This is a genomic window from Marivirga tractuosa (genome assembly GCF_042140215.1).
Lineage (GTDB): Bacteria > Bacteroidota > Bacteroidia > Cytophagales > Cyclobacteriaceae > Marivirga > Marivirga tractuosa_A.
In genome coordinates, this window is record NZ_CP159478.1 from 4314067 (window position 1) to 4332953 (window position 18887).

At 36.8% G+C, this 18887-nt stretch carries 14 protein-coding genes, 2 pseudogenes and 1 riboswitch; of the genes and pseudogenes, 3 read left to right on the forward strand and 13 right to left on the reverse strand.

Features of this window, described 5'->3' with window-relative positions; translation table 11 throughout:
* Positions 1 to 13 precede the first annotated feature (13 nt).
* The 7 genes and pseudogenes from ABWH96_RS19220 to ABWH96_RS19250 all read right to left on the reverse strand — a co-directional run bounded on the left by ABWH96_RS19220 (position 14) and on the right by ABWH96_RS19250 (position 7244).
* Positions 14 to 469: a MarR family winged helix-turn-helix transcriptional regulator gene (locus tag ABWH96_RS19220; protein ID WP_375579116.1), complete on the reverse strand. Its 456-nt coding sequence runs from the start codon at positions 467 to 469 to the stop codon at positions 14 to 16.
* A 359-nt stretch (positions 470 to 828) separates the two neighbouring features.
* Positions 829 to 1470 carry a hypothetical protein gene (locus ABWH96_RS19225; RefSeq protein ID WP_375579117.1) on the reverse strand — a complete coding sequence of 214 codons (642 nt, stop codon included), beginning with the start codon at positions 1468 to 1470 and terminating at the stop codon, positions 829 to 831.
* A gap of 293 nt (positions 1471 to 1763) precedes the next feature.
* Positions 1764 to 2423 carry a phosphoadenylyl-sulfate reductase gene (locus tag ABWH96_RS19230; RefSeq protein WP_375579118.1) on the reverse strand — a complete coding sequence of 220 codons (660 nt, stop codon included), beginning with the start codon at positions 2421 to 2423 and terminating at the stop codon, positions 1764 to 1766.
* Between the two features lies 1 nt (position 2424).
* Positions 2425 to 3027 carry a bifunctional precorrin-2 dehydrogenase/sirohydrochlorin ferrochelatase gene (locus ABWH96_RS19235; protein WP_375579119.1) on the reverse strand — a complete coding sequence of 201 codons (603 nt, stop codon included), beginning with the start codon at positions 3025 to 3027 and terminating at the stop codon, positions 2425 to 2427.
* On the reverse strand, positions 3011 to 3769 hold the full coding sequence (gene cobA, locus ABWH96_RS19240) for a uroporphyrinogen-III C-methyltransferase (RefSeq protein WP_375579120.1): 759 nt from the start codon (positions 3767 to 3769) through the stop codon (positions 3011 to 3013). The genes ABWH96_RS19235 and cobA overlap by 17 nt, the downstream gene beginning before the upstream one ends.
* 25 nt (positions 3770 to 3794) lie before the next feature.
* Positions 3795 to 5921, reverse strand: coding sequence for a nitrite reductase (locus ABWH96_RS19245; protein ID WP_375579121.1), 2127 nt, complete (start codon positions 5919 to 5921; stop codon positions 3795 to 3797).
* Positions 5922 to 6069: 148 nt separating this feature from the next.
* Positions 6070 to 7244: pseudogene (locus ABWH96_RS19250) on the reverse strand (trans-sulfuration enzyme family protein).
* Positions 7245 to 7530: 286 nt separating this feature from the next.
* Positions 7531 to 7634: riboswitch (SAM riboswitch) on the reverse strand.
* 233 nt (positions 7635 to 7867) lie between these two features.
* Between ABWH96_RS19250 and ABWH96_RS19255 the strand changes: the two are divergent.
* Positions 7868 to 9379: pseudogene (locus ABWH96_RS19255) on the forward strand (IS1182 family transposase); the annotation flags it as partial.
* Between the two features lie 297 nt (positions 9380 to 9676).
* Positions 9677 to 10507, forward strand: a complete 831-nt coding sequence (locus ABWH96_RS19260; protein WP_375579122.1) for an alpha/beta hydrolase — start codon at positions 9677 to 9679, stop codon at positions 10505 to 10507.
* Positions 10508 to 10719: 212 nt separating this feature from the next.
* Here ABWH96_RS19260 and ABWH96_RS19265 read toward each other — a convergent pair whose 3' ends face one another.
* Genes ABWH96_RS19265 through ABWH96_RS19290 form a run of 6 tightly spaced genes read right to left on the reverse strand, consistent with a single transcriptional unit; the run spans position 10720 to position 14281 of the window.
* The gene (locus tag ABWH96_RS19265; RefSeq protein WP_375579123.1) at positions 10720 to 11547 is read right to left on the reverse strand and encodes a DMT family transporter; all 828 of its coding nucleotides are present in this window, start codon (positions 11545 to 11547) and stop codon (positions 10720 to 10722) included.
* A 26-nt stretch (positions 11548 to 11573) separates the two neighbouring features.
* Positions 11574 to 11909: a DUF86 domain-containing protein gene (locus ABWH96_RS19270; RefSeq protein WP_375579124.1), complete on the reverse strand. Its 336-nt coding sequence runs from the start codon at positions 11907 to 11909 to the stop codon at positions 11574 to 11576.
* The gene (locus tag ABWH96_RS19275) at positions 11887 to 12192 is read right to left on the reverse strand and encodes a nucleotidyltransferase family protein (RefSeq protein WP_375579125.1); all 306 of its coding nucleotides are present in this window, start codon (positions 12190 to 12192) and stop codon (positions 11887 to 11889) included. The genes ABWH96_RS19270 and ABWH96_RS19275 overlap by 23 nt, the downstream gene beginning before the upstream one ends.
* Before the next feature lie 8 nt (positions 12193 to 12200).
* Positions 12201 to 12359, reverse strand: coding sequence for a hypothetical protein (locus ABWH96_RS19280; protein WP_375579126.1), 159 nt, complete (start codon positions 12357 to 12359; stop codon positions 12201 to 12203).
* Positions 12360 to 12404: 45 nt separating this feature from the next.
* On the reverse strand, positions 12405 to 13652 hold the full coding sequence (locus tag ABWH96_RS19285) for a DUF819 domain-containing protein (RefSeq protein WP_375579127.1): 1248 nt from the start codon (positions 13650 to 13652) through the stop codon (positions 12405 to 12407).
* On the reverse strand, positions 13652 to 14281 hold the full coding sequence (locus tag ABWH96_RS19290) for an NUDIX hydrolase (RefSeq protein WP_375579128.1): 630 nt from the start codon (positions 14279 to 14281) through the stop codon (positions 13652 to 13654). Before ABWH96_RS19290 ends, ABWH96_RS19285 begins: the two co-directional genes overlap by 1 nt.
* 350 nt (positions 14282 to 14631) lie before the next feature.
* On the opposite strand from ABWH96_RS19290, the gene ABWH96_RS19295 reads away from it, so the two are divergent.
* Positions 14632 to 18882, forward strand: a complete 4251-nt coding sequence (locus ABWH96_RS19295; protein WP_375579129.1) for a BspA family leucine-rich repeat surface protein — start codon at positions 14632 to 14634, stop codon at positions 18880 to 18882.
* The last annotated feature ends 5 nt before the right edge of the window (positions 18883 to 18887 follow it).

Genomic DNA, 18887 nt, shown 5'->3' on the forward strand with positions numbered 1-18887 from the left:
AAATTTTAAAAAATTAATGAATTGATTCTTTAGTATTGTAAATCTCATTTTTATCGATTATGTCATTCACTTTATGAATAACATCAAAAAAAGCTTCCAATTTTTCAGGTTCAATAGTATTGAACACCTCTTCATTGAAAGCTTTTACCGTTTCCCTTGAAATGGCTTTTTTCTCTACTCCCAAGTCTGTTAAAAAGATTCTAACAGAGCGTTTATCTTCCGGATCAGGCTTTTTATAGATAAGCCCTTTTTCCTCCATGCTTTTTAACATGCGTGTTAGGCTCCTACTTTCCAAGCCCATAAGCGGGGCAATTTTAGTAGCGGGAGTTCCTTCTTTTGTATTGATATTTAATAATACAAAACCTATGGAAGTAGTAATTCCGTATTTGACAGCTTGCTGGTTATACATGCGTGAAATGGCATGCCAGGCTGCTTTTATATTGTAGTCGATGGATTCTTCTCTTTTCATAGAATTCAAATATACAAAAATATAGTATGCATGCATACTATATTTGAAAAAAATATTTTATTTGGTAATAAAACTTATTTAAGAAGAATGAATCTTAGAAAACGTATCTGGAAGTATAAAGATGTGCAAAAGTTGATGTAATGTAATTCTAGCGCACTCTCGAGGAAATTGATGGCTCTGGGAATGAAAAAGTGAATATGCTTCGTAATGTTCACAAGACAAGTCATTTAAAATGGTGGATTATAATATCTTAGTCTACAGCATTTCAGATCAATTAAATTTCCAGACATTAATATATCTGACATTTCCGTAAATCTTGCTTTATAATATAGACAAAATAAGAATAAATTAAAGCCAATTTAATTCGGTGGCTGCTCCACTTTGTCTTTAATTGACTTATCGCTTTGATTGAATCTATGGTTGATACCCACACTAATCGGTATAGTGGTAAAAATACCCGTACTGGTATTATCATTTGGATTTGCAAAAACTGTGCGTCCCATCACATTTATAAACCAGTCTGTATTATCCGTAATTCCTCTTCCAAATTTCATTCCATAATTTAAAGAAAAGTAAGTTTCAGGCAATTCTGGAGAGTCTTCACCCGTAAGGGTACTCGCTCCCATGCCTGCAAATCCGGCCAGTCGCCATTCCGTAACCCCCTTATCCGTAAACAGGTATTCTACGCCTGCTGAGTAATTCCACAACTGACGGTTGTCGGAATATAGTTCAGCTTGATAAAACTCAGCTCCTACATCTCCTCGAATCATCAATCTTTCTCTTAACGAGTATCCAAATCTAGCTCCTATATTAGCGCCTATATCTACTGTTTCAGCAAGGTCACCAGTAGGAACTGCTGCTCCAAGTCGTAATTCAGCATTCCATGGAAAAATAGGATTCTCACCTTGTGCTTTTATTGCCGTGGTTAATGCAAATGGGAGTAAAAAGAATAAAACGATGAATTTTAAAGGCAAACAGGATTTAAAAGAGTTAGTCATCATTAAAGCATTTTATTAAAAAATGGGTCAATAAAAATTACGGGAAGTTATCACAGCTTGTTACATGACCGGCTCTATCAGCGCATTAGGACGGAAAAGTTGCTTTTCGACAATCACTGATTTCTTACATCTTGAAAAGGTTTGGATCAGGAAGTCTCTGTAATTAATTCAACCGTACAAAAACCAAACAAAAGGAAATACAACAGCATTAATATATAACTATTGCAACTGCTGAATCTCTTGCTTTTTTAACATTTCCAAAGTTCAGAACTTTGGAAATGTTGTGCTCATTCTCTTCACAAATGAATCCCACACTCAACCTTAGCATTACCAGCCCATCTTCCTTCCCTGCCATTTCCTTTTGCCGTACAATGCGTACAGCCTATGGAGCTATAGCCTTTTGCCACTAATTTGTGGCTGGGCAGTTCGTGTATGAAAAAATAGGCATGTACCTCCTCTGGGGTCATATCCAATAGCGGATAGACCTTTAAAATATCCTCCTTTTGATCGAAAAAAGTCAGGTTCTTGCGGTTCTCGTTCTGGTATTTGAACAAGCCTGACAACCATATTTTATGTGATTCGCGCAATGCTGCCAAGGGCTCCACCTTATTAATAAAGCAGCATAAATCCTGATTGTGCTGATAAGTATAATTTTCTTCCGTAAAGCGATGCTTATTTTCCGGAGCGCCTATGGTTTTCACATTTAAGCCCAGCTGTGCCTGCAGTTTATCCTTATAGGCTTTGGTTTCCTCAAAATGATAGCCTGTGTTCAAAAAATAAATCGGGTGTTGGGGGCTTATTTTATGAATCAAATGCAAAAGCAAGGCCGATGAACTCCCAAAAGAGGAAGTCATCAGAATCTCATCTTCTGCAAAATGATCGAACACCCAGCGCACCCTTTCTTCTATGGAATAGTTTTCAAAATCAACTTGCGAAAATCCCTTGATACTGTCCATATCAATTTTCCTTTTTATGATGTACAAAAGAGGCGGTGATCTCATTCAGCACCTCCATTTTCTTTTCAAAATCACCTTTTAAGCCTTTTCTGATTGCTGCCAGGTTTTGCAGAATATCATCTGTATGAGCGGGCAGCACTTCTTCCAAAATTGCCCTGAGTCTTTTGGCAAAGGTGGGCGATTTCCCATTGGTGGAAATCCCGATTTTCAGATTGCCTTTCTTGACCGTGCTGCCCAAATAAAAATCACATAGCTCGGGAGTATCGGCCACATTCACCAAAATTCCTTTTGCCTTGGCATCACGATAAATTTGCTGGTTCACCTCATAAAAATTAGTGGTGCCTATCACCAAATCAATGCCTTCCAAATCGCTTGGATCATATTCCTTTTCCACCAGCTCAATGGTGGAGCGAACCGCTGCTATCTCCCTGATCTCTTGCCTGATTTCTGGCGCCACTATTTTCACATTGGCTTTATGATCATTTTTTAATAAAGCCCCCAGTTTCTCCCAGCCTACATATCCTCCACCCACTACCAGCGTTTGGATTTTATCCAGCTTTAGAAATACTGGGAACAAATGGTTTTCTTCAGATCGCTGTGACATGCTGTTTTATATTTTTGATGGTGGTAAAATCATTTTGCTGTGCTACCGACTCCCCCACTAAGATAATTCCGGGAGAAGCCACTTTTTGCTCGCTAATGGTATGCGCTAATTGTCCTACCGTTGTCCGATAAACCTTTGCATTTGCCAGCGAGCCATTGGAGACAATGGCTGCAGGCAGATCCGCTTTATCTTGCAATGAATAAGCAGTGCTGATGGCCGCAGCTTTTCTTAAACCCATGAGAAAAACGGCTGTAGCAGTAGTTTCGGCTACTTTAGCCACATCCTGCGATAATTCTCCGCTTTTGGTGGTAGCCGTCACCACCCAAAAGCTTTCATTTATGCCTCTGGTGGTTAAAGGGAGTCCGTACATTCCGGCCAAATTGATGCTGGAAATGCCAGGCACTACCTGAGTGTTAATCCCGAAGCTCTCGGCATAATCAATTTCCTCTTTTCCTCTTGCGAAAATAAAAGGGTCTCCGCCTTTTAAGCGCACCACATGCCCATGGCTAAACACATGCTCAATAATCAACTCATTGATTTCTTCCTGTTTATAACTGTGCTTACCCGCCCGCTTTCCTACATAAATTTTTAAGGCTTTTGAGGGAGCATAATTTAATAATTCAGGATGCACCAAGGCATCATACAATACCACATCTGCTTGTGCCAATATTTTGATGCCTTTCACGCTGATCAGATCCGGATCTCCCGGGCCTGCTCCTACTAGACTTAATTTCTTTTCCATGATTATATATTTTATGGTCGCTTAGCTAAGCTTTATAAAAATGATTAATGACTTTCTTTTCTGTTGATGCTATTCCTCTCAAACTCTTGGCTTCTTCCAAAAATTGATGGGCTGATTTTAGATAGTGCTGCACAAATTCCTCAGTTGGTTTTTGTGATTTGATCTGGTAAACCAAATCAGCAAATGAGCTTCCCAGCTTCACTTTTTCGGTCTCCACAAAATGCACATCAAAATCTGCTATAATGCTTGCCTGCGTATTACACTGCACATTTTCCGCCAGCAAAAGGGCTTTAGCCGTGGTGACCAATACATTATAACTGTTGTATAAAGCATATTCCAACCGGTCTTCCTGCAATTGTTCGTAGGCATCCACCAATTTTTCCTCTGCTTCTTTGAAAATGGTACTGACCAAATCAAAACTGGCTCCGGCACATTCGCCCAAGCCAATTTCAGGGGTAAATTCCTGATCTCTGTTCCAGTCGATGTAATCCTCATCTTTGATGTCGGTCAAATCACCCAAATGCTTCACTAAATCATAGAAGTACTTTTTCTCTTTCATTCTGAAATAATCTGGATAAAAGGCACCCTTAGCATTAGCTTCATAATCATTTAGCAAAACCCTAAAAGCTTCCGGAATTCTTTTGGTTGGCAGTTTGATGACCTTTTCTGCAGCCAAGCCTGTTCCATCAGATCGCAGTCCACCACCCAAAACCACTTGCATGGCAGGCACTACTTTTCCCTTGTTTTTGATGGAACTTCCATGAAGGCCAATACCGGCAATCATGTGTTGACCACAAGCATTCATACATCCGCTGATTTTAGTATTGATCAGTTTGCTATGCGCCAGATGTGGGAATTCCTGCAATAAGAATTTTTCCAAAATATCCGCCAAAGCGGTACTATTGGTCACGCCCAGATTACAAGTATCCGTTCCGGGACAAGCCGTGATATCGGCAAAGCTTTCCGCACCGGATTGATTTAGTCCCAGCTCCCCCAATTTTTCGAATAAAACCGGCAAAGCATTTTTTCGGACAAATCGAATGACCAATCCCTGATATACACTGATGACCAAATCACCGCCTACAAATTCATCAATCACATCCGCTAGCTTTTTGGCGGTTATATGATCTATATCGCCCAAAGGCGCTTTTACCAAAACTCCAAAATAACCTTGCTGCTTTTGCTCAAAAACATTGGAATCCAACCATTGCTGATATGCCCACTGATCTTGCACATCATAGCTGGAATAGATTTTCTTTGGCTTTGCTTCAGTAATCACACTAGGATTCAAATCCAATGGCTTAGGATGCAGTACTTTTTCTTCTTCCTCTACCAATCTCCTAAATTCATCCAGTCCAATTTTCTTGATAAGGAATTTCAGCCTGGCTTTCATTCTTTTCTCTCGCTCGCCAAATCGATCAAAAACTCTTAATGCTGCTTCCAGGAAAGTGATTAATCTATTTTCAGGAAGAAATTCAAAGAACTCCTGCGCCAGAATTGTTTGAGCGCCTAATCCACCTCCAACTAAAACACGAAATCCCTTTTCTTCTTCTTTTCCATTTTTTCTCAAGATCGGGATAAATCCAAAATCGTGAATGAAAGCAAAAGCTGTATCCTTTTCACTGGAAGAAAAAGCAATTTTAATCTTTCTGCCCATCTCCTGACAAATCGGATTTCTAAGAAAAAACCGGAAGACCGCATCCAAATAAGGCGTGACATCAAAGGGTTCATGCGGATCGATTCCTGCCTTATGACTGGCCGTGATGTTCCGAACCGTATTTCCACAAGCTTCCCTTGCTGTTAAACCGGAAGCTTCTAGTGCTGTCCAAATTGCAGGTGAATCATCTAGTTTGACATAATGAAATTGGATGTTCTGCCTTGTGGTCAAATGTAAATTACCGGTTGCATATTGATCTGATAGATCCGCAACTGTTCTTAATTGATCGGTGGTGATTCTTCCCGCAGGAATTTTCAGTCGGAACATTTGTACGCCCTGTTGCCTTTGTCCGTAAATCCCACGTGTTAATCGGTAGGCTTTAAATTTCTCTTCATCGATCTGACCAGATCGAAAGAGTTCAATTTTGTTTTGAAGCTCAGCTATGTCTTTTTTTGCCAGCTTAGGTAGTACTGAATTTTCAGATAATGTTGTCATAATTTTAAATTTTTGTGTAAAAAAAATGCCTCTTGCTGAAGTTCGAATTCTGCAAGAGGCACTATAATTTGGATATAGCGATATCATGCAGCATCCGGAGGAGCCTTGCAACACATCATAAAACAGATCTTATTTGCTATCCTTATTTTCATTGTTTTGAAGCTTTTAGTGCTTGTTCAATATCTTCAATTATATCATTCACATTTTCCAAACCCACCGACAATCGGATCAGTCCATCGGCAATTCCCACTCTGTGCCTTTCCTCCTCGCTTAGTTTGCTATGCGTAGTCGTGGCAGGATGCGTCACTATCGAACGAGTATCACCAAGATTGGAAGTAACCGAAAGCATTTGCAGATTATTGACAAATTTGCTACATCGTTCACCTCCGCCTTTCACAATAAAAGTGAGAATACCGCCTCCTTTAAGCATCTGTTTTTTGGCTAAATCAAACTGAGGGTGCGATTTCAAGAAGGGGTATTTCACGCTTTCTAATTCAGTATGTCCCTCCAAATATTCCGCAATTTTCAGGGCACTTTCACAATGCCTATCCATGCGCACTGCCAGGGTTTCCAGACTTTTGGAAAGCACCCAAGCATTAAAAGGAGAAATGGCCGGCCTGTATGGCGACTAAAAAAGCGCACATCTTTAATTAATTCTTTGGAACCCAGGATCAAGCCACCCAAAACCCTTCCCTGTCCATCAATAAATTTGGTGGCACTATGGGAAACAATATGCGCCCCCCATTTAGCGGGTTGCTGCAAATAGGGAGTAGCAAAACAGTTGTCCACCACTAAAATCAATTTGTGCGCTTCCGCCAATTTCCCCAACCATTCTAAATCAATAATTTCCAATCCGGGATTGGAAGGTGTTTCCACAAAAATAATTTTGGTTTCCGGCTTAATCAGGCTTTCCCATTCATGGGTTCTGCTGATATCCGCATAAGTGTGAGAAATGCCCCATTTGGGAAAAATCTGCGTCAGCAATTGGTGGGTGGAACCAAATAATGACCTGGCCGCCAAAATATGATCGCCTTGTTGGAGCAATGCCGCCATACTTCCAAACATTGCCGCCATACCGGTTGCTGTGGCAAAACCATCTTCCAAGCCTTCTAAGCGAGTCATTTTATCAATCAGCTCTGAACTATTGGGGTTAGAAAATCGGGAATAAATATTGCCTTCTTCTTCATCATTGAAAAGTGCTCTTGCTTGTTCAGCATTATCAAAAGTAAAGGAAGAAGTCAGATAAAGCGGCACAGCATGTTCTCTGTTGCCACTTTGGGCAGCTTGCGTACGGATAGCCTGAGTTTCGAAATGTTGAGACATAAAAGTATTGGTTATAGTTTTCCCGCAGAGGGAAATTAAGTTTGACAAAAATTGAGTTGGAAAAGCTTTTAAAAGGCATTCTGAAATTGCTTAGGATTCTATCCTTTGCAAATTCTATTCAATCCCCAAAAACTTAAATTGGAAATCAACAACAGCAGTTGCTACAACAGCAAATGCTAATTTGATTATTGGATTTTGAAATAGACATGTATTCCAATGATTGATCGTGTAAATCAATTTGGAGATTGTGCGAGATGTAAGTTTTCAGTTTGTTCATTGTTTTACCGTTTTATATTTCCCTTCCTTGGGCAGGAATTGGCACCTTTCCAAATTGATTGGGGGTTGCCAGAGGGTCAACGAGCCTGTTCTCTCACCTCATCTATATAAATCGGTCGAAACCGATATGATGCTACAAATATAGAGACTTGATTTTGACTTAACCAAATTTGTTTTGAAATATTTTTACAGAAGCGCTGTTTTTATTTTTGTAAGTAATTAAATAACAGCGCTCTATCCTGCTGATGTGAGTTCAATTATAGAGGGTGTCCGAAAAGTCGAGACACCCTTTTTTGTTTGTTGATTTTCTCTAAAAATATTATTTTAGAGTCGTACAAAATACAACGATGGCTAAGATAGTTTTTAAAAATCAAACAGGCAATTGCCCAGAATTATTTCCAGTAAACATTTTTGATAAAATCCCTGAAAATCATCCTGTCCGTTTAATTGACTCGGTGGTCAATTCATTGGATATCAGCGACATTCTTAAGAAGTACAAAGGAGGTGGGACATCGGCCTATCATCCCAGGATGATGATCAAGGTTTTATTTTACAGTTATCTCTCCAATGTGTATTCCTGTAGAAAAATAGCCAAGGCACTCCATGAGAATATTCATTTTATGTTTATATCGGGAAATTCAACTCCTGATTTCAGGACGATCAATGATTTTCGTGGTAAAATTTTAAAAGACTCGATCAAGACCTTATTTGCAGAGGTAGTGAAAATGCTGGTGGAAATGGGGTATGTCAGCCTTGATGTCCAGTACATTGACGGAACAAAAATAGAGGCTAAATCGAATAAATACACCTTTGTTTGGCGGGGCTCGGTTGAAAAGTACAAAGACAAGCTGGAAACAAAAATCAATAGCGTTCTATCGGATATTGAAAGGAGTATTTTATCAGACAATCAAGAAGTCAATAAGGAGGAATTGCCCCAAAAAATTGATTCGAAGGAGTTAAAGGAAAGACTTTCGCTACTCAACAAAAAACTAAAGGAGCCATCAAAGAAAGTTGCCAAAGAACTGCAAAAGCTTCAAGAGGAGCATCTTCCAAAGTTAGAGAAGTATGAAAAGGACTTGGAAATATTGGACAAGCGAAAATCCTACAGCAAAACCGATAAGGGTGCCACATTCATGAGAATGAAAGACGACCACATGAAAAACGGCCAATTAAAGCCTGCTTATAACTCCCAAATATCAACAGAAAATCAGTTTATCACCCATGTTTCCATCCATCAAACACCTGGTGACACCACTACTTTAAAATCACATTTGACCGGTTTTGAAGAACTCTACCATAAACAGAGTAAAGAAATAGTGGCCGATGCAGGATACGGCAGCGAGGAAAATTATGAAATGCTTGAAGAAAAAGGTGTTGAAGCCTACGTGAAGTATAATTACTTCCATAAAGAGCAAAAGAAAAAGATGAAGAACAACCCGTTTCTTCCACAAAACCTCTTCTATAATGCCGAGCAAGATTTTCACGTATGCCCCATGGGGCAAAGAATGGAAAAAATTGGAGAGGGGAAACGCACTTCAACTAACGGTTATGAGTCTAAAGTCGCTTACTACCAAGCAAAAAGATGCGAGCAATGTCCATTGAGAACATCTTGCCATAAGGCTATAGGTAACAGAAGAATAGAGGTAAACCACAGATTAAACCTTCTAAAACGGCAGGCCAGAGAAAACTTAACAAGCAAAAAAGGACTTGAGCACAGAAGTAAAAGACCAATAGAGCCAGAGGCTGTGTTTGGTCAATTAAAAAGCAACAATAAATTTAACCGTTTTACATTTTCAGGATTAGAAAAAGTAGAATTAGAGTTTTTGTTGATGGCAATAGGTCACAACTTCAGGAAAATGATAGCCAATAATGTGATTTTAACATCAAAATCAGATGCCGAATTACCAAGAGTTGGTAAAAATGCCCCTTATCATAAAATGTCCACAGAAATTAAGTCGAAAATCCATGGACAGCAAAAAATAAGTGAAAATGGATGTGGGTATCTGAAAATAGCGGCATAAAAAAAACTGTCCTTTTTGGACAGCCTCTAGCCAGAGGAATCCTACTAAGTGCCTCAATTAGGAATTCAGATTTTTTTATACTTTTACAATTCCACGATTCGAACTGTGGAATTTTTCCCATTTGAAAAGTAGTTTATGAAACATCATTTTTTAAGCATTTTATTATTATTGATAGCCAATTTGTCATTTGGTCAAGCATTACCTGAGAAAATTAGCGAAACTGATTTCACAATAGGTAAGATAGTTACTATCAATTCAAAAATATTGCACGAGACCAGAACGTTAAATATTTACTTACCTCCTAATTATCAAGCCGATAGTTCAAAAACATATCCAGTGATTTATTTGCTGGATGGCTCAAAAGACGAAGACTTTATTCATATTGCAGGAATTGTTCAATTTGGCTCCTTTTCATGGATTAATATGATTCCAGAATCCATCGTGATCGGAATTGCAAATGTCGATAGAAAAAGAGATTTTACATATCCTTCTGAAAGTGAACTTGACCAAAAAGAATTTCCAACCTCTGGACAATCAGAAAAATTTATAAGCTTTTTGGAAAATGAACTTCAATCATTTATTGACTCAACCTATCGGACAAGCTCAAGTAAAACGATAATTGGACAGTCTTTAGGTGGACTATTAGCCTCTGAAATATTATTCGAAAAACCTGAACTTTTCGATCACTATATTATTGTCAGTCCGAGTTTGTGGTGGAACAATGAAGAACTTTTGACAAGACATCCTAAACCATATGAATCAACCAAATCAATTTATGTGGCAGTAGGGAAGGAAGGCGAAGTAATGGAACGTACTGCCAAAGAATTGTTTGAAAAATTAATGAAAAACAAAAATCAGAACGCACAGCTGTATTACGAGTTTTTAGAAGACAAAACACATGGTGACGCACTGCACATTGCAGTGTACAATGCGTTTGAAAAAATATTTGATTCGAATAATGATTAAAAACAGCCTACAAGCTCGTACAATACCATTTTAGCAATAGAATTCACAATTCAACTCTATCAACAGGAACCCAAAACTAGAACATTAAATACTCTATTTATTTCAAATAGAGTTAAAGTAGATGTTTGCTAGTAAATTGAATTTCAAATCTTATTATTTGCATTCTTTGCTGACTGAAGCACGAGCTGGAGCTATCGGTGAAATTTTAGTTTCTATTTTGTGCTTTTTTTATTAATCCAATTTCCAACAAATATCAAAGTTCCACCAGTTAAGTAGGCTGCATTGAAGTTTTCTTTATAAAGTAAAATACCTAAAAATATTAAGATAGGAAGTCTAAAATAATCAATTGATATAATAGAACTAATATCATCATCCATCATAGCTTTAGCCATTGTAAAGTGAGCAGTAATTGCTGATATTCCAACAATAAGTAAAAATGAAAAGTCTCTTAGATTAGGTAAATTAATGTCTGTTATAGTAAGACCAAAGGAAATAGGAATTTGAATTAGACACATAATGAAAACAATGTCTAAAGGTTTATATTTTTTAGTCAATTTTTTAGTTGAAGCATGAGCAATTGCATAACTAATAGCAGATAATAATACAATAATTGAGTTAGTATTTATTACACCAAATCCAGGTCTAATGATTATTAGTACACCGTTAAACCCTAAAATGATACTCATTACTTTATATTTTGTTAACTCTTCTTTTAGTAAGACAGAAGCAATTATCAATATCCAGATGGGTACAGAAAATTCAATAGCGGTTACTTCAGCCAATGATAAATAAATAATTCCTACTATGTAACCGTATTGCCCTATTAAATGAAATATATTTCTAAATAAATGTTCTTTTATAATGAAGAATGTTGGTCTTGATAATTTATTTTTAAAAAATATAAGAATGGTGAGCAGCCCTATTAATGATCTAAAAAATATAATTTGAAATGAATTTACATTGTCGCTCATTTCTTTAATTCCAATTGTCATAACACAAAAAGAAAATACAGAAATCAACCTCCATTTTTTAGAACTCATCTTCGTAATTGCATATAAAAATGGGTTTAGATTATTTTCATAAGTTCTTTTTTTAGGTTCGGAATATCGAAATTGACAATATCCCAAAGAACATGATTGTCCAAGGAGAAATATTCATGAACAAAAACATTTCGCATACCAATGATTTGCCTCCATTCTATGGTTGGATATTTATTTTTAAAATTATCTGACAAATGATTTGAAGCCTCACCAATGATTTCGAGTTGTTTGATACAAGCAAATCTCATCATAGAGTTATCTAAAAACTCTTGCTTTTCAACACCTTCCGTGTAGAATTGAATCTCATTTAAAGCTTGAATGATATGTTTTAGTCTACTTTTATCTTTGACTTCCTCTTTCATAAATCAAAGTTTTGTCATGCTCAATTTCTTTTTGCAAGTCTTTATCAAGCCCGTTTTTAGATAATAAATCCACCTTTCGATTTAAGATTTTTTCCAAATCAATTTTCATTTGAATAAATTGAAGTCCAATAGGTTTTGAATAATCTAAATCAAGTAAGATATCGACATCACTTTCTTCATTATCCTCGCCTCTACTAAATGAACCAAAAATTGATGCACTGTAGACAGGTTTGCTCACAAAGTAATCTTTAAGTTCCTTTATTTTATCTTTTGACAGACTCATGAGTTGAATTAAATACTCTTTTTAATTTTCTTATTCATTTCCTTTTGTGAAACAAATTGCCCACTTTCTATTTGCTCTATCGCTTCATCGATTTCCTTTTTATATTGAAATTGAGATAATGGCTTACCATTTGAAGAATAGACAACTATCTTTTCCTGTTTTCCCATAGTTAATTATAATTATTTCTGTAACACAATTCCAATAGATTTCATTCAAACAGCCGCAGCCGCCTGCAACAATAATCCGCAAATATAGGCTGCATAAGTACCCAAAGCATAACCTAATACCGCTAACAAAACTCCAACCGGAGCTAAGCTAGGGTGAAAAGCACCAGCAACTATTGGGGCGGACGCTGCACCTCCTACATTGGCTTGACTTCCCACGGCCACAAAGAAATAAGGGGCTTTTATTATTTTGGCAACACCAAGCAACACAATCACATGAACTGCCATCCAAATCAAACCTACCATAAAGAAACCGGGATTGTCAAATATGGCGGTCACATCCATTAACATACCAATGGAGGCTACCAAAACATAAATCATCACACTTCCTAAGCGGGAGGCACCTACGCCTTCGAATTTTCGTGCTTTGGTAAATGACAATCCTAAGCCAATGGTGGTGGCAATTACTACTAACCAAAAGAAGGAGGAAGTCAAACTAAATTTATCTAATTGAGGAGCCACTTCGCCTATCCATGGCGCAATAATATCTGCACCAAAATGTGCTATACCAGTTGCTCCGAAACCAATTGCCAAGACGGTCATCACTTCTGGTAGAGTTGGAATTTTCATGATGGAAGCCTGATACTTTTCGATTCCGTTTTTTACTTCCTCAATGGATGAGGCATCTGCTTTTAATCTTTTATCCAGCTTTTTAGAAATCCCTACTCCGTATAATAAAAATGCCATCCAAATATTGGCTACGATCACATCTACAGTAATCATGGTGGCAAACAAATCCTCACTGGCACCAAAGGTTTCAAACATAGCTGCCTGGTTGGCTCCTCCACCTATCCAACTTCCGGCTATTGTAGCCATTCCTCTCCAGACAGCATCAGGACCAACACCACCCACAATATCCGGAGCAAAAGAAGAAACTATTAAAATCGAAAGTGGTCCACCAATTACAATCCCAACAGTACCTGCAAAAAACATAATGATAGCTTTTTTCCCTAATCTTGCAATGGCTTTCAAATCAATGCTAAGCGTCAATAACACCAAAGCACTAGGCAATAAATAGCGAGATGACATATAATAAAGATTGGATTCATCTCCTGAAATGATGCCAAAAGTGTTAAATAAAGATGGAATGAAATAGCACAACAAAACAGAAGGAACAAATCTATAAAATTTTTGCCAGCCTGACTTTTTGCTCGAAGCAGTGATAAAAATGGCTGCCAATATTAGCATTAACAATCCTAAAACTACGGCATCATTGGTGATTAGTGGTTTTTCCATTAGGTATAATGTTCTTTCAAAATTTCTACAAATTCACTTAGTATCATGGCGGTAGCGCCCCACACTACTTTTTCTTCTATATCAAAAAACGGAGCTTTTAACCTTACTTCTTGGGCAACTGTCAGCTCTTTTTCCTGTAAAGTTTGGGGATGGATCAAATGTTGTACTTCTGCTTTAAAAATTTGTTCCACCTCACGAGGGTCCTTAATGAAATCAGGCTTTCGATGTAAAATACTGACAACAGGTTTCACTATAAAATTACTAGCCGTTACATTCAAATCGGATAAGCTTCCGATTACCTGATTATCAGAAATTTTCACTCCAATTTCCTCGAAAGTTTCCCTGATAGCAGTTTCAATTAAACTATCATCTGAATCTTCCATCTTTCCACCTGGCAGGCTTACTTGCCCACCATGAATACCTTGATAAGGTGGTCTTTGCATTAAAGGAAAATAGATTTTACCCTCATCAGGATATAGCGCAATCATTACTGCTCCTTTCTTGGGAGGCTTTTCATATTGCATTTTAAAGCGCTGACCAATAGGTTGAGCCATCATCTGTTGATGTGCCACATCGCCTGGAAGCGGTTTTTGCAGTCTTTCCTGAAGAAAGGAACCTAAATCATTCATTTTAATCATTAAAAATTATTGGGAAGTCTCCAATTTAGATTTTGCTTCAAAGTAAAGCCTATTAATATTTAAAACAAAAAAATATACAGCTCATACTATCCAAAACCTGAACCTAAAAATTAAATATTCATTGTTGTTTTAAAAAAAATTAAAATTTTAATCTATAATCTGACATCATGAAAACATATATTGTGTGATAAACAATAAGCAAAATGCAAAACAAAAACCATTTCTAATGACCTTCAGAACATAACTCAGTCATTTTTAATTATTTATAAAAATTATTGTCATAAAAACACAAAATATTCATAATATATTTATATCTTTACATAGGAATAACTTAATTAGCCATGTATAAACTTTTTTACACTTATGCGCTGCTTATTTTTTGCTTTGCCTTTTCAGGTAAATTATTAGCTCAAAATGAATTCACTACTACTTGGCAAACCACAGATGGGTCTATAACCATCCCCACTATTTCAGTCGATAGCTTAACATATGATTATGATATAGAATGGATAAACTTAACAAATCCAGGAGAAGGTAATGGTTCAGCTTCTGGAGTTACGGGAGATCAAGTAATAACTGATTTAAACAATGGTGACACCTATGAAATTAAAATTTCTGGTGCTTTTCCAGCAATTTATTTTTTAGGTTCACCTGATGATGCTCCAAAAATTCAAACCATTGAACAATGGGGAGATATTGAATGGCAAACAATGTATTTTGCATTTTACGGATGCTCTAATTTAATTTCCAATGCAAACGATGCTCCCAATTTGGAACAAGTGGCAAGTATGATTGGAATGCTTGCTTTAACCAATATTAATAGTGACTTAAATAATTGGGATGTAAGTAATGTTACAAATTTTGTAGGAGTCTTTTTTGAAGCCTCAGCATTCAATGGAAATATTAGTAATTGGAATGTAAGCAATGCAACGGACATGCAGCAAATGTTTGATGGAGCTAGCTCATTTAATAGAGAACTAAATAATTGGAATGTCTTGAATGTAACCAATATGAGTAGAATGTTTCGAAACGCCACATCTTTTAACGGCAATATAAGCAACTGGAATACTACAAGTGTAGAAAACATGAGCAATATGTTTAATGGCGCCACCTCATTTAACCAAAATTTAAATGATTGGAGTGTCAGTGATGTTTTGACCATGAGCGGGATGTTTCGAAATGCCTCAGCTTTTAATAGTGAATTAGATGATTGGTTTACAGGAAGCCTAACCAATTTAAGTAATATGTTCTCAGGGGCTAGTTCATTTAATCAACCATTAGGTGATTGGTACATAATTAATGTTAACAATATGTCAGGAATGTTAGATAATTGTGGAATGTCCAAAATAAATTACGATGCAACTTTGAGAGGATGGGAATCTTTTTTCAACACACCATCAGGAATTACCTTAGGAGCGGCCGGATTAAATTACTGTAATGGAGCTGATAGTAGAACGATACTTACTGGTACTACTTTGAGTTGGGTTATTAACGGAGATGAATTAGAATGCGATCCATTTATCACAACTTGGCAAACAAATGATACTGAAATAACAATTCCTACGCTTAATTCTGAAACATATTTTTACAACATAAGCTGGACTAATGTAACAAATCCTGGCGTAGGAGAAGGTTCTATCACTGGTCGCAATAGTAGGTTTACAATTACTGGATTAAACAATGATGACATCTATGAAGTATCTATTTCAGGGGATTTCCCTAGAATTTACTTCCCAGATTTTAACGTTGATGCAGTTAATAGAGAAAAAATCAGAAGTATAGAACAATGGGGAGATCAAGAATGGACAAGCATGAGCAGTGCATTCTCGGGATGTGTAAATTTAGTATCTAACGCCTCAGATTCTCCACTACTATTAAATGCAACCTCACTAAGCAATATGTTTGGAGGGGCAACTTCATTTACTGGTGATTTAAGTAATTGGGATGTGAGTACAATTGAAGACATGAGTAATATGTTTCAAAATGCTACATCTTTCAATGGTGATTTGAATAACTGGGATGTGAGTAATGTAAACTTTATGAGCTCTATGTTTAACGGAGCCTCAAGTTTTAATAGGAATTTAAATAATTGGGATGTAAGCAATGTCAATTATATGTCCTCGATGTTTTCTGGTGCTTCCACTTTCAATAGAAATTTAAATTCTTGGGATGTCCGTAATGTGCAATCAATGAATGGAATGTTTAGAGAGGCCACAACTTTTAATGGCGACTTAAGTGATTGGAGTGTTAATAATGTCACCAATATGAGCAGAATGTTTAAGGGTGCATCATCCTTTAATGGGGATTTAAGTGAGTGGAATGTTGGAAATGTAAACGGCATGGGTGAGATGTTTGAAGAGGCCATTGCTTTTAATAGTGATATAGGAGATTGGGACGTACGAAATGTCACTGAAATGGACCGTATGTTTCATGGAGCAACTGCTTTTAATAGGGATTTAGATGACTGGAATGTTTCAAATGTGAGAAATATGGGAGGAATGTTCTGGAATGCAACATCATTTAATCAGAATCTTAAAAATTGGGATTTAAGTTCAGTTCAGCCCTTTGAGGTAGAATCCACTCCACCATTTGGTTTAGATTCATTATTTACAAATTCAGGACTTTCTAGAATTAATTATGACTCCACCTTAATAGGATGGGCAACTTTATCTGCTGGAGAAGAACAAATTCCTTCAAACCTTAATTTAGGAGCACAAAACTTGAATTATTGTCTTTCTGATATTCAAAGATCAAGATTAATTGATGATTTTGATTGGAATATTTATGATAATGGGCCAGAATGCGAAGAACCTTCAACCCAAGCATCTAATATTTCATTTTCAAATATATCCTTGACCCAAATGGACGTTAGTTGGACTAATGGAGACGGTGCTAGTAGGTTAGTTATTGCAAAGGAAAGTAGTGAAGTTAATGCGAATCCAGATGATTTAACAAGTTATGCTGCTAATGCTGTATTAGGAAATGGAGATGAATTAGGAAGTGGAAATTTCGTAGTTTATAGAGGAGAAGGCAATAGTTTTACGCTTAGTGGGCTAAGCGATGGCACTACCTACCATCTTCAAATATTTGAATTTAATGGAGCAAATAACCTGGAAAATTACAACATTAATACCGCTACAGGAAACCCAGCCTTTCAAGCTACATTGTCAATACCAGAAATTACAGACTTCACCCCAAAATCAGCAGGCCCAGGAATAACCGTAACTATATCAGGGAGTGGTTTTAATAATACAAGCCTTGTTAGCTTTGGTGGTACTGAAGCGAATTCTTTTACAACAGAATCAGACACAGTAATAACTGCTATAGTGGGTGAAGGAGCTTCTGGAGAGGTATTAGTTACTACTCCTGGTGGCACAGCAACTAAAGAAGGTTTTGAATTTGTTGCGCCTCCAGTAATCACATCTTTTAATCCAACTTCTTCAACTACAGGAGATATAGTCACAATAGAAGGCTTAAATTTTACAGATGCAAATTTGGTAAGCTTTGGCGGTGCAGCAGCCAGTTCTTTTACTTTAGATTCTGATACTGTCATTACTGCAGTGGTTGGGGAAGGTACTTCTGGAGAAGTAGCTGTAAGAACACCTGGAGGAACAGCAACACTTGATGGTTTTACTTTCACATTTTCACAAATTGCCTTATTCTGGCTAGAGGATAACCCAATTTTTAATAATCAAACTGATACCGTTGATTTTGGAACTATTGTTAGTGAGGAAACCTTTGAGCGACAAATCACTATTGAGAATGATGGAGATGCTGACCTAATTATTTCAAATATTTCATCCTCAGAAAATGTTTTTGAAGTTATAAATGTCCCTGATACAGTTAAATCAGGAACATCTGATCAGTTTATACTGCAGTTAAATCCCGCTGAATTTGGAGCCTATACTAGTGAAATAAGCATTGTTAATAACAGTATAGATAATCCAGAATTTAATTTCACTGTGAATGTGGAATATTCTGACCTCAATGTCATTGACAATGAAACGGATTCAATCGTCATCTCAAATGAAGATGTAAATCTTGGAACAACCTTTATTAATCAGAATTTAGATAAAACCTTTATCATTGAAAACCGCAGTTCGAAGTCTAGTATAGATATTTTAAGAATTGAAGTGGACAATCCTGTTTTCCAAATCATAAATGCGCCTTTAAATGTGCCTCCATTATCTTCAGATGAATTTGAAGTACGATTAAATGCCACAACTGTAGGCGAGTATACTGGATTTGTAACAATCATGACTAGTACAAATAACTTTTCTTTTAGAGTTTTGGGAACAGTATTAGAGGCATCTACTGAAATAAAAGTCTTTAATGTTGTCACCCCAAATGGAGATGGTAGACATGATTTCCTTCAAATAGATAATATTGCTGAATACCCCAATAACATCGTGAGCATTTTCAATCGATGGGGAAACAAGATTTTTGAAGTCAATAACTACAATAATAATGACAATATTTTTGAAGGCATCTCAGATAATGGAAAAGAACTTCTTACTGGTAATTACTACTATGTGATTGATAAGGGAAATGGAGACAAAAGAATAAGTGGGTTTTTACTTCTAAAAAGATAAACGGC

Coding starts and splice junctions, on each gene's coding strand:
- ABWH96_RS19220 (WP_375579116.1), bottom strand. CDS start 469: ATGAAAAGAGAAGAATCCATCGACTACAATATAAAAGCAGCCTGGCAT.
- ABWH96_RS19225 (WP_375579117.1), bottom strand. CDS start 1,470: ATGATGACTAACTCTTTTAAATCCTGTTTGCCTTTAAAATTCATCGTT.
- ABWH96_RS19230 (WP_375579118.1), bottom strand. CDS start 2,423: ATGGACAGTATCAAGGGATTTTCGCAAGTTGATTTTGAAAACTATTCC.
- ABWH96_RS19235 (WP_375579119.1), bottom strand. CDS start 3,027: ATGTCACAGCGATCTGAAGAAAACCATTTGTTCCCAGTATTTCTAAAG.
- cobA (WP_375579120.1), bottom strand. CDS start 3,769: ATGGAAAAGAAATTAAGTCTAGTAGGAGCAGGCCCGGGAGATCCGGAT.
- ABWH96_RS19245 (WP_375579121.1), bottom strand. CDS start 5,921: ATGACAACATTATCTGAAAATTCAGTACTACCTAAGCTGGCAAAAAAA.
- ABWH96_RS19260 (WP_375579122.1), top strand. CDS start 9,677: ATGAAACATCATTTTTTAAGCATTTTATTATTATTGATAGCCAATTTG.
- ABWH96_RS19265 (WP_375579123.1), bottom strand. CDS start 11,547: ATGAGTTCTAAAAAATGGAGGTTGATTTCTGTATTTTCTTTTTGTGTT.
- ABWH96_RS19270 (WP_375579124.1), bottom strand. CDS start 11,909: ATGAAAGAGGAAGTCAAAGATAAAAGTAGACTAAAACATATCATTCAA.
- ABWH96_RS19275 (WP_375579125.1), bottom strand. CDS start 12,192: ATGAGTCTGTCAAAAGATAAAATAAAGGAACTTAAAGATTACTTTGTG.
- ABWH96_RS19280 (WP_375579126.1), bottom strand. CDS start 12,359: ATGGGAAAACAGGAAAAGATAGTTGTCTATTCTTCAAATGGTAAGCCA.
- ABWH96_RS19285 (WP_375579127.1), bottom strand. CDS start 13,652: ATGGAAAAACCACTAATCACCAATGATGCCGTAGTTTTAGGATTGTTA.
- ABWH96_RS19290 (WP_375579128.1), bottom strand. CDS start 14,281: ATGAATGATTTAGGTTCCTTTCTTCAGGAAAGACTGCAAAAACCGCTT.
- ABWH96_RS19295 (WP_375579129.1), top strand. CDS start 14,632: ATGTATAAACTTTTTTACACTTATGCGCTGCTTATTTTTTGCTTTGCC.